Consider the following 14,122-nt stretch of genomic DNA (forward strand, 5'->3'; position numbering starts at 1 on the left):
GTGATCAACGAAACGCTGTGATCCGAATCACCGCAATCCACGCAAACAAACCGTCCCGTCCCAAAAACCCAGGTGCGAGGTAACGATCTCACCGGCCGCGCCCGTTTCGGACACGGCTCGGCAACAGCATCGATTCTGTTGAGACACAGCCTTTTCCACGCCACAAGCCACGCACACGGGTCAGCGGCCCGCCCGGGCCGATCGCATCGCCGCGATCGCGACGACCAGCTCCACCCCGGAACCCAGTGCCGCCCACGCCAGCAGCGCGGGCGATGCGGTCGGGTGTCGACCGCTGCCGATCAGCGCCGCGTGCCCGGCCAGCATCGCGAAGTTCATCGCGGTCCCGGCCGACCAGGCCCGGGCGGTCGGGCGGGTCCACAGATGCCAGGCGCAGACCAGACACGCCAAGGTCAGGACATTCATCAGGGCGAACAACGGCCCGGGCGCACAGTCGTGACCGGAGGACAGCGCCGCGTGCGGCAGCGCGGTCGTGACCGCTACTACCGCACCGAGACGCCCTGCTCTCACTGCGGCTCGGGGTGGCAGCAGTGCGTGGCCCGGGTTTCCGGTACGCCCAGTGCGGGATTGCGGTCGAAGAATCCGACCGGTTTGAGGGTGAAACCGGTGTAGTCGACGGGCATGACCGGCCAGTCCTCCAGGCGCGGAAAGTGGGTGAGCCCGAAGGTGTGCCACAGCACGATGTCCTCGCCGTCGATGCCGCGATCGGCCGCCTGATAGACGGGCAGGCCCGCGCCACCGGGATGCTGGTTGACGAGATCGCCTGCGGGATACCGTTCCTCGGGCGCGTAGCGGGTCACCCACAGCTGATGGGTGGTGAAGGCCGCGCGGGCCGCGATCGAGGAGGCCGGATCGGCCAGCAGCAGCGGCTGCTGATTCGGGTACAGCGCGTAGCCGGTGGGCGCCCCCATACGGTTGGTGTGTTCGGTGCTCACCACGTGCCACACCCGGCCCGCACCGGCGTCGGCATCGCGGGCGGCCTCGGCCTCGCTGTGCAGGCGGGTTGTACTGGAGCCGAACGCGTTGCCGTACGGATTGTCCGGTCCGATCGGCACGCGCCGCACCTCGACCTCGTCCACCGCATTGGCGACGCCGTCCACCGTCATGTCCAGCCGCACGTTGAAATGATGCTGGTGATAAGGCAGTCCGAGTCCGGGCGCGACCTCGCTCTGATACGGCGAGCCCTCCGGCGGGTAGGCGGCGCTGAACGCGATGCCCGTCAGCTTGGCCTCGCATTCGATGGTGCCGTCCAGGTAGAGGTACCAGTAGAAGCCGTAGTCGTAGTTGCCGACCGTGGTGAAGAAGCTGATCACCAGTCGCCGCTGCCGTCGCACCTCGCTGACGCCGGTGAACAGGTCGGTGTGCTTCCAGAGCGTCCCGTAATCCTCTTCGTGCAGGCAGATGGCGTTCTCGATGGTGCGCGGCATCCCGAGTTCATCGCTGAGCACGGCGTCGAAGTAGTGGATCTCGCCGAGGCAGTCGCAGTCCAGACGCAGCGAGTTGGTGAAGCGGCCGAAGAGGTATTCGCCGGTGTCGAAGTAGTTCTGCCAGAACCGGCTGGGCTGCGGATCGGCGTAGGGCACCACCATTTCCGCGATCGACGCCCGATAGAGGACCGGCCGGTCACGTTCGCCGTCGCGGAAGCTCAACTGCCGCAGGATGAGTCCTTCGCGGGCATCGAAACCAATGCGCAGCTTCCAGTTCGCCCAGGAGATGCGATCGCCGTCGACGGTGAAGCTGGGCCCGTCGGGCTGGGTGATCTCGATGGGCCGCAGCGTCTCGTTGCCGGGCAGGGCCAGCGCCGGGTCCTGGAAGTTGCCGTGTTCGTCGGGCACGTCGTAGACGCGATGGTCGACGAGCTGCAACAGTTCACCGGTGATGATGTCGACGTAGGCGCACAGGCCGTCCACCGGGTGCGCCCACGGGTGATCCTGCGGATGGTCTTGCCGGAACGCGAACACCCGGATGATGCGCCGGCCCTCCTCACCGGGCATGTCGTAGTGCCCGGCCGAGAGCGGCACGCACACGGTCTGTGCCGGGTCCACGCCGCGCTTGCGCAGTGCGGCGCACCAGGTTTCGTTCTCGGCGAGCGCGGTGCCCACCGCCGCGAATTCCTCCTCCAGGATCGGCACCTGACCCATGGCCGGATCGATGGGCGTGTCCGCGCGGATCTCCCGCGCCGACACCGACACCAGCACGTCCCGGGAACCCCCGGAGGAGATATCCAGCAACAGCACCCGTGCCAGACGCTCCGGCGGCGGCGCACTGCGCTCGGCGTGTGCGAGCACCTGCGTCTTGTCCGGCTCGTCGAGCCCGACGTAGACGAATCGCGTGGTGGCCCCGATGATTCCGGCATCCACCAGCACCTCGCGCACGAGCGCGATCTCGGCGGCGGACAGGCTCTCGAGCACCCGGGTCCCGAGATCGGCGGCGGTGACGGACTTTTCGACAGTCGACATGAGAACAACTCCTGTGAGAAGGGAATTCAGGCGGCGATCGCGGTGGCGATGCCGTCGTAGACGACGCGGTTGGCGCGCCGCAGCAGCAGGGCCTGGGCGACCCCGGCGATCGGGAAGATCGCGACCACGGCCAGCAACACGCTCGCGGTGGTACCGGATCCGCCGATCAGGGTCGGGAAGTTGGCCACGATCAGCCCGGCGGCCGCGATCAGGCCGACCAGGCCCAGCGCGGGCGCGAGCCGGGTGTGCCAGACCCGGGTGTCGATACGGGTGCGCGCGAAGTAGACGATCACGGCCGCGCAGGTGCCCGCCATGAGCAGCGCCACCCCGAGGCTGGCCACACCCGAGAACCATGTGAACACCTGCAATTCCGGGTCCAGCCGCGCGGCGGCGAACCCGATCAGCAGCACCGCCGCCGTGGCGGTCTGCACCAGCGACGAGGAGGACGGCGAACCGTGCGTGCCGTGCACCCGCGCCAGCACGCCCGGCAGCACACCGGTCGCACCCATCGAATGCTGATAGCGCGCAATCACATTGTGGAACGACAGGACGCAGGCGAACAGGCTCGTCAACAGCAGCACATTGACCGCGACCGCGCCGACGGTGCCGAGATACCGTTGCGCAGTATTCACGATCAGGCCGGCCGGGTCGGCCGACGCGGCGTCCACGATGCCGCCGGGACCCCACGCCATCACCAGCGCCCACGACCCGAAGGTGTAGAACACGCCGATGGCCAGCACCGCGCCGTAGGTGGCGCGCGGAATGGTGCGCGCCGGATCGCGGGCCTCGTCGCGGAAGATGGCGGTGGCCTCGAATCCGATGAAGCCCGCGATGGCCATCATCAAGCCCAGCCCGGGTGAGCCGGACAGGACGGTGGAGGGCGAGAACGGTTGCAGCGACAGGCCGGTCGCGCCGCCGCGGGCCATCACCACCACCGCGAGGATCAGGACGATGCCGACCTCGGCGATGAGCAGCAATCCGAGCACCTTGGCGCTGAAATCGATGTGCCGGTAGCCGAGCACGCCCACGATCGCCACCGCCGCGAGGGCGTACAGCCACCAGGGCAGCTGCGGCCCACCGATTTTCGCCACGGATCGCCGCAGCGCCGCCCCCAGGAACCCGTACACCGCGACCTGCACCATGGTGTAGGTGAGCAGCGCCAGATAGGCCGCACCCAGACCGACCGGTCGGCCCAGGCCGTAGCCGATGTAGGTGAAGAACGCGCCCGCCTTGGGCACATGGCGGCTCATGGCGCTCAGTCCGACCGAGAACAACAGCAGCACAACGGCGGAAACGACGAACATGGCCGGAAACCCGGCCCCGTTGCCGATCACGATGGCAATCGGCGCGGCACCGCCGATCACGGTGAGCGGCGCGGCAGCCGCGACCACCATGAACACGATGGCCCCCGCACCCAATCGGCCCTGCAAGCCGATCCGCTGATCGGCGCTGCTCGCTGTCCCCGCCACGATTCCCTCGGGCGATGAGATGCCAGCACCGGCAACCGGAGCGACCACCATGGGCTTGGGCGAAGTGGCCGCGCCGCCAGGGGACGACGCGCCGAACGAATTGGAAACAGCAGCGCCGGATGACGAGATCGTCGTGCCTGTCAGTGGGGGCGCGATGCCACGAGCCGAGGCGGTCGCCGGGTTGCCCGGCGGGGACGAGGACGTGCCGCCGAGTGGGGATGTGGGGGCCATGAAGCACCTCCGGGAGCGGGTTGGATGAACCCTCAACACTGTTGGCGCGCTGCTTTGCCCGGTCGTGTCCCGGCGGTAAAGGTCGCAGCCGCGGTGAATGAGACGCGGCACGACCAAGGGTGTCCCATTCGGGCTCACACAGCGATGACCTCACCGAAACCCGTGCGACACACGGGATTCGTATTTTCCGAGCGTATGACCCGCAGAACCAGCGCCCTGGATCGGGCGATCGCCGATCCGCCCTCGGTCCTCGGGGTATCCGACACCTCCCCCATGTCGGGTCTGCGCCGCCGCAGCCTCGGGTTCGCCGATGTGCTGGCGCAATCGGTGTCGGCCATCGCGCCGGGCGCAGCGGCCGCGACCACGCCGGGCCTGCTGGTGGGCGTGGCCGGGGACGGTGCGCTCTGGGCGGCCATCGCCGGTGCGGCACTGACCCTTCCGGTGGCGGCGGCGGTGAACCAGTTCACCAAGCGGGTCAGTACGGCCGGATCGCTGTACACCTTCACCGCCAAGGGGCTCGGGCCGCGCGGTGCGCTGCTGTCAGGTGTCGGCCTGATCCTCGGGTACGCGTTCATCGCGATGTACGCGCTGGCCAATATCGGCCCGCATGTGGGGAATGTGCTGGCGGCGCTGGGTTTCGGTGCGGCCGCCGGTCCGCTGCTCCCGCCGCTGTGCGTGCTCGGGGCCGGGCTGCTGTGCGCGGTGGTGATGGTGCGCGGGGTGCGGGTGTCGGCACGATTGAGCCTGCTGGTGGAGTCCGTCGCGGTGGCGGTGCTGCTCGCGTTGATCTCGGTGCTGTGGTGGGGGCAGGGTCGAGTGGTCGCGCCGGAATTGCTCGCGCCCGCACACGTCCCGTTCACGGGTTTCGTGGTGGGCGTGGTTATCGCGATCACCGCGTTCGTGGGATTCGAGAGCGCCGCCTCGCTGTCGGTGGAGGCGCGGCGGCCGTTCGCGACCGTGCCGCGGGTGCTGGTCTGGTCGCCCATCGCGACCGGGGTGCTGGTGGTGGCCGCGACCTCCGTGCAGGCCACCGGTTTCCGGCTCGCCGGGCTGGGCTCGGGCACCGACCCGGTTCCCGTGGACGCACTGTCCGCGTACAACCGGGTCGGCTGGATCTCCCCGATCCTGGACTGCGGGGTCACCGCCTCGTTCTTCGCCTGTGCGCTGGCCTCCGCCACCGCGCTGGTGCGGGTACTGCTGAGCATGGGCATCGACGGGGTGCTGCCCGAAGCGCTGAGCCGCACCCATCCGGCCTGGCGCACACCGCATGTGGCGATCGGAGTGTCGATGCCGATCGTGGTGCTGGTACCGCTGCTGATCCTGGCGGCCGGGACCGGTGTCGAGCGGACGGCGGGTGTGCTGCTGGTGGTGTCGGCGGGCGGTTACGTGCTGGCCTACCTGCTGGTGTGCTTGGCGGTGCCGCTGTTCCTCTGGCGCATAGGCGAACTCACGCCCGGCCCGGTCACGCTGGCCCTCGCCGCCGCGGGCGGGCTGTCCGGCTGTCTGACGGTATTCCTGACCACCGAGTGGAGCGGTCCGCATGCCGCGGGGGTCTGGGCGTTCCTGGCCGCGCTCGCGACGGGCACGGTCGTGTTCGCCCGGTTACGCCGAAGTCGATTGCCCGACATCGGCACCCACGACATTCCGATCGGCTCCGAAGTACTGGGCGGTGCCGAGGCGGCGGCCGGGAGGGGCCGGTGAGCCATCCGGGCGGCATCGGCGGACGGCAACCGAAGGCGGTACTCAGCGCGCTGGTCGTGCTGGAGGAGGTGGCGGCCTGCGGTCCCGGGGTGACCGCGCGCGAGATCAGCCGCAATCTGGGGATGCCGCGCGCCACCGCCTACCGGCTGTTGAACCTGCTGGTGCAGCAGGAATACCTGGTTCGCACCCCCGATCTGACCGGATTCGCCTTGGGCAGCAAGGTGACCGAGCTGGCCGGGATGGCCGCTCCCCCGGCGCTGCCCGCCCCCGCGCTCGACGTGCTCGATCAGTTGCGCCGCGGCCTGCGGGCGGGCATTCATCTGGCCGGGTACCACCGCACCGAGACCGCGCGGCCGCGAGTCCGCATCCTCGACGCCGATCCGGATTTCCCGATCGAGAATCAGCGGCTCATCACCGGCGATCTCACGGTGTCGGCGATCGGCCGCCTGGCGCTCGCCGAATCCGATGCCGTCGCCCGGGATCGCGGATACGCGGTGCAGGTCGACGAATTGCGGCCCGACCACGGCTGTCTGGCGGTGCCGGTGCGGGATCGCCAGGGCATCCTGGTGGCGGGCCTGATCCTGTCCACCACGGCCGCACGCCTGCGCGACCTGGATACCGCGTTGGGTCTGCTCGCCCCCGGCCGCGACCTGCTGCAGGCCCGGTTCAGCGACCGGTGAGCCCGCCGCTGAGCCGTTGCACGCCACTGGTTTTGAGCACGTCCACCACCAGCGAGGTGGCCACCGAGTCGGCGCGGGTCACCCAGTCTGCGGTGGTCACCAGCTCGTAGAGGCTGCGTTTGTCCGGCACCGCGACATCCGCGACGATTTGGTGATCACCCATGATGGCCGCCGCGTACCGCACATACGGCGATTCCAGCAGCAGCGCGCCGACCGCGTCCACCGCGTCCGGGCGGGTCTTGATCCACAGCAGTGCCTCCACGGCCAACCCGAGCGCGGCCGGGGCAACGACCGCCCGCACGTGCACGGTCCCGTCCCGGCGCAGCGCTTCCACGCGGCGGCGGGCGGTCGGCTCGGAAATGCCGGCGATGCGGGCGATCTCGTCGTAGGTGCGGCGTCCATCCTCGGCCAGCGAACGCACGATGAGCGCCTCCTCGCGCGTCCACCGGCCCGCGCCCGCACCGGTCGGGGACGGGGTGAGGGACGGGAATTCGGCAAGCGCGGCGGCCTCGGCATCGTCCAGTAGGGCGGGCCGCCACTCGTGCACGGTCCGGAAGTAGCGCAGCACCGGCAGCGTATTGCTCTCCACCAGGCCCGGAATGCCGGGCAACTGTTGCAGCACCAGGTCGGCGACTCGATCCGGGAGACAGATGATTTCGGCGACACAGTCGACCGCGCCGGTCAGCACGTAACTGAACACGGCGTCGGGCCGCTGGGCCAGCATCCGCCCGCACACACCCGCAGTCCCCGGCGCGCAGCGCACCCGCACCAGGACCGCGTCCCCACGCGGGGCAAGCGCGGTGACGGTCACCGTCCCGCTGTCGAGCAGCCGACTGCCATGCCGGGCCACCGTGCGCTCGGGTTCGCCCAGGACGGCGGCGATCCGGCTCCAGGAGGCGCGGCCGTCGATCTGGAGCGCACCCACGATGCGGCGGTCCAATTCGTCCAACATCGGCCAAGTATCCGGCCGATTCCGTCAGTCTGCTCGGTGATCTTGTCCGAAATCTCGCTCAGCGGGCACGGTGTGTCCCATGACATCTCGGCTCACCCGGCTGACACTTCGGCTCACCCGGCTGACACCCCGCCTGTCGCGGCGAACCGCTCACCGGCACCGGTACCACGCGTCGCTGGCGCTCGCCGCCGCCCTCGTCCTCGGAAGCGGCTGCGCTGCACCCGCCTTCGCCGACGACGCGACGGGTCCGGCGGTGGTGCGCACCGACGCCGGGGCGGTCCGCGGCCTGCTCGGCGACACCGACCGATCCTTCCTCGGCATCCCGTTCGCGGCACCGCCCGTCGGCGTACTGCGCTGGCAGCCACCCGCACCGGCCCTGCCCTGGGCGGATGTGCGCGATGCAACCCGGCCCGGCAATGCCTGCCCCCAAACACCTCTGGGCTTCGGTGGCGAGGTCACCACCACCGAGGATTGCCTGAACCTGAATGTCTTCACCCCGAGCGCCGACGCCCACGGGCTGCCGGTCGTCGTCTTCATCCACGGCGGCTACATGGTGTCCGGTTCGGGCCGTGACTATTCGGCGCATCGCATGGTGGCGCGTGGCGATGTGGTGGTCGTGACCGTCAACTACCGCCTCGGCGCCTTGGGCGGGCTGTCGTTGCCGGGCGGGGATGTCGCCGGGGACTACGGCGTGCAGGACCAGCAGGCGGCCTTGCGGTGGGTGCAGCGCAATATCGCTGCCTTCGGCGGTGATCCGGGCACGGTCACCATCGACGGGCAGTCGGCCGGGGCGCTGTCGATATGCTCGCAGCTCGGCTCACCGCTGGCGGCGGGGCTGTTCCAGCGGGCGATCGTGCAGAGCGCGCCGTGCGCCGGAAACGGGTTCGGGCCGTTGCAAACTCGCGATCAGGCCGATCGGCAGGGGCAGTCGTTCGCGGCGGCGGTCGGGTGCCCGGATCCGGTCACCGCCGGACTGTGCCTGCGCACCAAGCCGGTCGCCGACCTGCTCGCCGCGCAAGCCGCCTATCAATGGTTTCCGGATGTCGACGGACGGGTGCTGACCGCCCAGTTCCGGGAAGCGTTCGAGTCCGGGCACTTCAACCAGGTCCCGACCATGATCACCGGCACCCGGGACGAAGAGCGTCTGATGGTGTTGCAGCAGTACGGCTACCAGACCGCGCTCACCGCCGACGCCTATCCGCAGGCGGTGCGCGACTTCTTCGGGGCCGACCGCGCCGACCAGGTGATCGCGCACTATCCGCTGTCCGGCTACGACCAGCCGGTGCTCGCGTACGCGGCGGCCCGCAGCGACTTCGACTATCTCTGCGGCGATCCCACCACCGCGGGCCTGCTGTCGCGGCGGGTGCCGACCTTCGCGGCCGAGTTCGCCGACGAGACCGCACCCGGATTGCCCGGGATCCCGCCGCCCAGTTACCCACTCGGCGCAGCGCACGCCTCGGACCTGCCGTATCTCTACGAAACCAGCGGTGTGACACCGGCTTTCACCGACGCCCAGCAGCAACTGTCGGAAGCCATGATCGACTACTGGACCGCGTTCGCGCGCACCGGCGACCCCACCGTGCCCGGCCGCGTCGCACCGCCGCGATTCGATCCCGCCGCCGGACAGATGCTGCGGTTCACCGAATCCGGCCCGCAGTCGTACGCCGGGTTCGCCGCCGAGCATCACTGCGACTTCTGGAACTCCTACATCACCTGGTGACCCCGACAACCTCACGGAGCACACATGTCTCGCACCCTCCTCACCCTCTCCCCCGCACTTCCCGCAGCGGCGCTGCTGTCGGCGATCTGGCTCCCGTTCGTGAACACCCCGCACCTGTGGTTCGGCCTGCCCGCGCTGTTCGTATGGCTGTCGGCGTGGGTACTGCTCATCACCCCCGCCCTGCTGCTGGCCGAGCGCGGTCGTGCATCGAAGGCGGACTCACGATGATCCTCACCGTCGCCCTGCTGGGCATGGCCGTGATCGCGGCGGTCGGGTTGCGGGCCCGGCGCGGGACCCGGGATCTGTCCGAATGGACCGTCGGCGGACGCAATTTCGGCAAGGGGGCCACCTGGTTCCTGCAGGCGGGCGAGGGGTTCACCACCTTCACCTTCCTGGGCGTCGCCAATCGGACCTTCGCGGGCGGCGCGGTCGCCACCTACGCGATCCCCTACATTCCGCTGTCCTACATCGGCGTCTACTTTCTCGGTCCGCGCCTGTGGCGGCTGGGCACCGAGCGTGGATACCTCACGCAGGCCGACTATTTCACCGACCGCTACCGCAGCCCGCTGTTCGGGAAGCTGGTCGCGCTGATCGGGGTGGTGTTCCTGCTGCCGTATCTGCAATTGCAGATCACCGGGTTGGGCACCATCGTCGAATTGGTCACCGGTAGCCACGATTCCGGCACCTCGAGCATGATCATCGCGACGGTGCTGATGGTCGGATTCGTGCTGTGGTCGGGGATCCGCGGCATCGCGGGCACCGCGTATCTCAAGGACGCGCTCATGATCCTGGCGATGGTGGTGCTGGTGATCGCGGTGCCCGCGCATTTCTCCGGCGGCGTCTCGGCCATGTTCCACGAGATCCAGCGCAGCGCACCGCAATTGCTGAGCGTCGGCCACAATAATGGGCCCGCCGGATCGACGTGGTGGCTGACCAGCGTGCTGATCTCCGCCATCGGCAGCGCCTTCTTCACCCTGCCGCATCTGTGGCCGCCGCTGCTGGCCTCCCGCGACGAGCGCGTCATCCGCAGCAACAACACCTGGCTGCCGCTGTATCAGGTGGTCATCATCCTGCCGATCGTCATCGGGTTCACCGGGATACTCGCGAAACTGCACGGGCGGCACGTCCCGCCCGGCGGGGTACTGCTGTGGCTCACCGGTCAGACCCTCCCGGAGTGGCTGGTCGGGGTGGTGGCGGTGGCGGCCGCGGCGGCGGCGATGGTCCCGGCGGCGGCCATCTGCCTTGGCATCTCCTCGCTGGTGGCGCACAACCTGATTCCGCTGCGGCGCGAGCGCGCGCGGCTCGCACTCAACCACGGCACCGTCATCGCGGCGGCGGCGCTGACGCTGCTGCTGGCCATTCACCGGCCCACCGCGCTGGCCGATCTGCTGTTGCTCACCTTCAGTGGGCTGGCCCAGACCGCGCCCGCTTTCCTTGCCGCCCTGACGGAACGGCGACGGCCCGAGCCGGCCGCGGCCATGGCGGGGATGCTCGCCGGGATCGCGGTGGTGGCGTGGGTGGAGCTGGGCAAGCACTACACGGCCGTGCACAACATCAACTCCGGGATCCTCGGACTGCTGGTGAATCTGACGGTCTTCGGCACAGCGCAAGCCCTGTCGTCCGCGCGGGGATCCCTGAATTCCCCTGCCCACCAGCCGGATTCCGCGCCGCCCCAAACCGTTGCCGAGCACTGAGGAGAGACGATGCCCTCCGATATCTGCTACACGCCCGCCGTCGAACTGGCCCGGCTGCTGCGAGCACGGGAACTCTCGGCGGTCGAGGTCACGCAGGCCCATCTCGACCGAATCGAGATGCTCAATCCCCATGTCAACGCCATCGTCACCGTGACAGCCGAACAAGCCTTGGATCGCGCCCGCGCCGCCGACGCACTACTGACCTCGGGTGGCCCGATCGGACCGCTGCACGGTATTCCGATGGCGCACAAGGACACTCATGAGACCGCGGGCATCCGGACAACGCACGGCAGTCCGCTGTATGCCCACCACATCCCCGATCGCGACGAGCTGATCATCGAAAGGATCAAGGCGGCAGGCGCGATCACCCTCGGCAAGACCAATGTGCCCGAGTTCGCCGCGGGCTCACACACTTTCAACACCGTGTTCGGCGCGACCCGCAATCCCTACGATCTCGGCAGATCGGCCGGTGGCAGCAGTGGCGGTGCGGCGGCCGCCCTCGCCTGCGGCCTGCACGCCCTCGCCGACGGCAGCGATATGGGTGGGTCACTGCGCAATCCGGCCTCGTTCTGCAATGTGGTCGGGTTACGTCCTTCCCCCGGCAGGGTGCCGACCTGGCCCAATCCCACGGCCTGGGCGACGATGGCGGTGCAAGGTCCGATGGCCCGCACGGTCAGCGATGTGGCACTGCTGCTGTCGGTCATGGCCGGTCCGGACCCGCGCAGTCCCATCGCCCGCTCCGAACCGGGCGCTGGCTTCGCGCCCCCGCTCGGTCGCGAGCTACGTGGGCTGCGGGTTGCCTGGTCGGTGGATCTCGACGGCACAATCCCGGTCGAACGTGCGGTCCGGGACGTCATCGAGCCCGCCGTGCACGTCTTCGACGAACTCGGGGCCTACGTGTCCCCGGACTGCCCCGACCTGTCCGACGCGGAGCAAGTGTTCCGAACCCTGCGGGCCTGGCAGTTCGCGGCGAACCTGGGTCCGCTACTGACACAACACGATTCGCTCAAGGCGTCACTGGTCCGCAACATCGAGATCGGTCTCGCGTTGCGCGGACCCGATATCGCCGCGGCCGAACTCGCGCACACCGCACTGTTCCACCGGATGCGCGAATTCTTCGACCGCTACGACATTTTCGTGCTCCCGGTCAGCCAGGTGCCGCCGTTCCCGATCGACCTCGAATATCCCGCCGAGGTCGACGGTGAAGCGGTGGCCGACTACCTCGCGTGGATGCGTTCGGCCTATCTCATCAGCGCGACGGGCTGCCCGGCCCTGTCCGTCCCGGCCGGATTCACCCCGGACGGACTACCGGTCGGCCTGCAGATTGTCGGCCCGCACGGCGCGGACCGCCTCGTGCTCGAGGTCGGCCACGCCTTCGAACAGGCCACCCGCCACGGCGAGGTGCGCCCGCCGCTGCGCGCGGGGGTCAGGCCAGCGAGATGAGTTCCAGGTAGTCCTGCGACCAGTGGTCCTCGGTGCCGTCGGGGAGCATGATGACGCGCTCCGGGTTCAGCGCCTCGGCCGCGCCCGGGTCGTGGGTGACCAGCACGACCGCGCCCGCGTAGCTGCGCAGCGCGTCGAGGACCTGTTCGCGGGAAACCGGATCGAGGTTGTTGGTGGGCTCGTCGAGCAGCAGCACGTTCGCGGCCGAGGAGACCAGACCGGCCAGGGCCAGACGGGTCTTCTCACCACCGGAGAGCGTGCCCGCAAGCTGGTCGAGTTGCGGGCCCGAGAACATGAACGCGCCGAGCAGGCTGCGCAGGTCCTGCTCGCCCGCGTCGGGGGCGGCGTGACGAATGTTCTCCCACACCGTGGCGCGGTCGTCGAGGGTGTCGTGTTCCTGCGCGAAGTAGCCGATCTTCAGACCACGGCCCGGATCGATCTGCCCGGCGGTCAGCGTCTCGACACCCGCCAGCAGTCGCAGCATCGTGGTCTTACCGGCGCCGTTGAGGCCGAGGATGACCACGCGACTGCCCTTGTCGATGGCCAGGTTCACGCCGGTGAAGATCTCCAGCGACCCGTAGAGTTTGGTCAGATTGGTGGCCATCAGCGGGGTGCGGCCGCAGGGCGCGGGCTCGGGGAACTTGATGCGCGCCACCTTGTCGGCCACGCGAATGTCGTCGACCTCGTTGAGCATGCGCTCGGCGCGCTTGACCATCTGATGTGCTGCGGCGGCCTTGGTCGCCTTCGCGCCGAGCTTGGCGGCCTGCTGCTTGAGCGCGGACGCCTTCTTCTCCGCATTGGCGCGCTCGCGCACGCGGCGCTGTTCGTCGGTGGCGCGGGCGTCGAGGTACTTCTTCCAGCCCATGTTGTAGATGTCGGCCTCGCCGCGCACGGCGTCGAGGAACCACACCTTGTTGACCACGTCACCGAGCAGTTCGACATCGTGGGAGATCACGATGACGCCGCCGTCGTGCTGCTGCAGGAAGCCGCGCAGCCAGTTGATGGAGTCGGCGTCGAGGTGGTTGGTGGGCTCGTCGAGCAGCAGCACGGTGTCGGACTTGCCGCCGCTGCCGTCGGAGGCGCTGAACAGGATGCGCGCCAACTCGATTCGACGACGCTGACCACCGGAGAGTGTCTTGAGCTGCTGGTTGAGCACGCGATCGGGCAGGGCCAGGCTGTGGCAGATGCGCGCGGCTTCGCTCTCGGCCACATAGCCGCCGAGCGCGGAGAACCGCTCCTCGAGGCGGCCGTACTTGCGGATCGCCTTGTCGCGTTCCTTCTCGTCGGCGACCTCGGCCATCAGCGCCTGCTGCTTTTCCATCTCGCGCAGCAGCGAATCCAGTCCGCGGGCGGACAGCACGCGGTCCTTCGCGAGGATGTCGAGGTTGCCTTCCTTCGGATCCTGCGGCAAATAGCCGATTTCGCCCGAACGAATGACCTTGCCCGCGTAAGGTTCACCCTCACCGGCCAGGATGCGCAGGGTGGTGGTCTTGCCGGCACCGTTGCGCCCCACCAGCCCGATCCGATCACCGGCCTGCACCCGCAGCGCCGACCCCGGCGCCGTCAGCAGGGTGCGGACTCCGGCCCGGACCTCCAGGTCGGTCGCGGTGATCACAAGCGTCTCCTCGGTGCAGCGGTGGCGGGTCGATAACTGAGCAGGTGCGACATCGAAACGCACAAGAATCACCGATTTTATCGCAACTCCCCGAGACCCCGAGGTCAGGGGCACGGTCGACTACGTCACCCTCGTCCGGA

General features: G+C 69.1%; 12 protein-coding genes. 7 read left to right on the plus strand and 5 right to left on the minus strand.

Features of this window, described 5'->3' with window-relative positions; genetic code table 11:
- Window positions 1-180: 180 nt before the first annotated feature.
- The 3 genes from ACYVN4_RS07745 to ACYVN4_RS07755 are packed head-to-tail and all read right to left on the minus strand — an operon-like array spanning window position 181 to window position 3,946.
- Complete coding sequence (locus tag ACYVN4_RS07745; RefSeq protein ID WP_460718694.1) at window positions 181-528, minus strand: hypothetical protein; 348 nt, start codon at window positions 526-528, stop codon at window positions 181-183.
- Complete coding sequence (locus tag ACYVN4_RS07750) at window positions 525-2,477, minus strand: primary-amine oxidase (RefSeq protein WP_460718696.1); 1,953 nt, start codon at window positions 2,475-2,477, stop codon at window positions 525-527. Before ACYVN4_RS07750 ends, ACYVN4_RS07745 begins: the two co-directional genes overlap by 4 nt.
- A 26-nt stretch (window positions 2,478-2,503) precedes the next feature.
- Entirely contained in the window at window positions 2,504-3,946 is a 1,443-nt protein-coding gene (locus ACYVN4_RS07755; RefSeq protein ID WP_460718698.1) for an APC family permease, read from the minus strand.
- 19 nt (window positions 3,947-3,965) lie between these two features.
- On the opposite strand from ACYVN4_RS07755, the gene ACYVN4_RS07760 reads away from it, so the two are divergent.
- The 3 genes from ACYVN4_RS07760 to ACYVN4_RS07770 all read left to right on the plus strand — a co-directional run bounded on the left by ACYVN4_RS07760 (window position 3,966) and on the right by ACYVN4_RS07770 (window position 6,558).
- Window positions 3,966-4,205, plus strand: a complete 240-nt coding sequence (locus ACYVN4_RS07760; RefSeq protein ID WP_460718700.1) for a hypothetical protein — start codon at window positions 3,966-3,968, stop codon at window positions 4,203-4,205.
- A 167-nt stretch (window positions 4,206-4,372) separates the two neighbouring features.
- Window positions 4,373-5,878, plus strand: coding sequence for an APC family permease (locus ACYVN4_RS07765; RefSeq protein WP_460718702.1), 1,506 nt, complete (start codon window positions 4,373-4,375; stop codon window positions 5,876-5,878).
- The gene (locus ACYVN4_RS07770) at window positions 5,875-6,558 is read left to right on the plus strand and encodes a helix-turn-helix domain-containing protein (protein WP_460718704.1); all 684 of its coding nucleotides are present in this window, start codon (window positions 5,875-5,877) and stop codon (window positions 6,556-6,558) included. Before ACYVN4_RS07765 ends, ACYVN4_RS07770 begins: the two co-directional genes overlap by 4 nt.
- On the opposite strand, the gene ACYVN4_RS07775 is transcribed toward ACYVN4_RS07770, so the two are convergent.
- Window positions 6,545-7,510: an Lrp/AsnC family transcriptional regulator gene (locus ACYVN4_RS07775; protein WP_460718706.1), complete on the minus strand. Its 966-nt coding sequence runs from the start codon at window positions 7,508-7,510 to the stop codon at window positions 6,545-6,547. The two genes, ACYVN4_RS07770 and ACYVN4_RS07775, sit on opposite strands and share 14 nt — an antisense overlap.
- Before the next feature lie 79 nt (window positions 7,511-7,589).
- On the opposite strand from ACYVN4_RS07775, the gene ACYVN4_RS07780 reads away from it, so the two are divergent.
- From ACYVN4_RS07780 to ACYVN4_RS07795, 4 genes are read left to right on the plus strand one after another with little or no spacing between them, the layout of a single operon-like run.
- Window positions 7,590-9,230 (plus strand): carboxylesterase/lipase family protein, encoded by a 1,641-nt coding sequence (locus ACYVN4_RS07780; RefSeq protein WP_460718708.1) that lies wholly within the window; start codon window positions 7,590-7,592, stop codon window positions 9,228-9,230.
- Window positions 9,231-9,254: 24 nt separating this feature from the next.
- Window positions 9,255-9,458 carry a hypothetical protein gene (locus ACYVN4_RS07785; RefSeq protein ID WP_460718710.1) on the plus strand — a complete coding sequence of 68 codons (204 nt, stop codon included), beginning with the start codon at window positions 9,255-9,257 and terminating at the stop codon, window positions 9,456-9,458.
- The gene (locus ACYVN4_RS07790) at window positions 9,455-10,924 is read left to right on the plus strand and encodes a sodium:solute symporter family protein (RefSeq protein ID WP_460718711.1); all 1,470 of its coding nucleotides are present in this window, start codon (window positions 9,455-9,457) and stop codon (window positions 10,922-10,924) included. The genes ACYVN4_RS07785 and ACYVN4_RS07790 overlap by 4 nt, the downstream gene beginning before the upstream one ends.
- Window positions 10,925-10,933: 9 nt before the next feature.
- Window positions 10,934-12,367, plus strand: a complete 1,434-nt coding sequence (locus ACYVN4_RS07795; RefSeq protein WP_460718713.1) for an amidase — start codon at window positions 10,934-10,936, stop codon at window positions 12,365-12,367.
- Here ACYVN4_RS07795 and ACYVN4_RS07800 read toward each other — a convergent pair.
- Window positions 12,351-13,982, minus strand: a complete 1,632-nt coding sequence (locus ACYVN4_RS07800; RefSeq protein ID WP_460718715.1) for an ABC-F family ATP-binding cassette domain-containing protein — start codon at window positions 13,980-13,982, stop codon at window positions 12,351-12,353. The genes ACYVN4_RS07795 and ACYVN4_RS07800 overlap by 17 nt on opposite strands.
- Between the last annotated feature and the right edge of the window lie 140 nt (window positions 13,983-14,122).

The organism is Nocardia heshunensis, assembly GCF_054782115.1.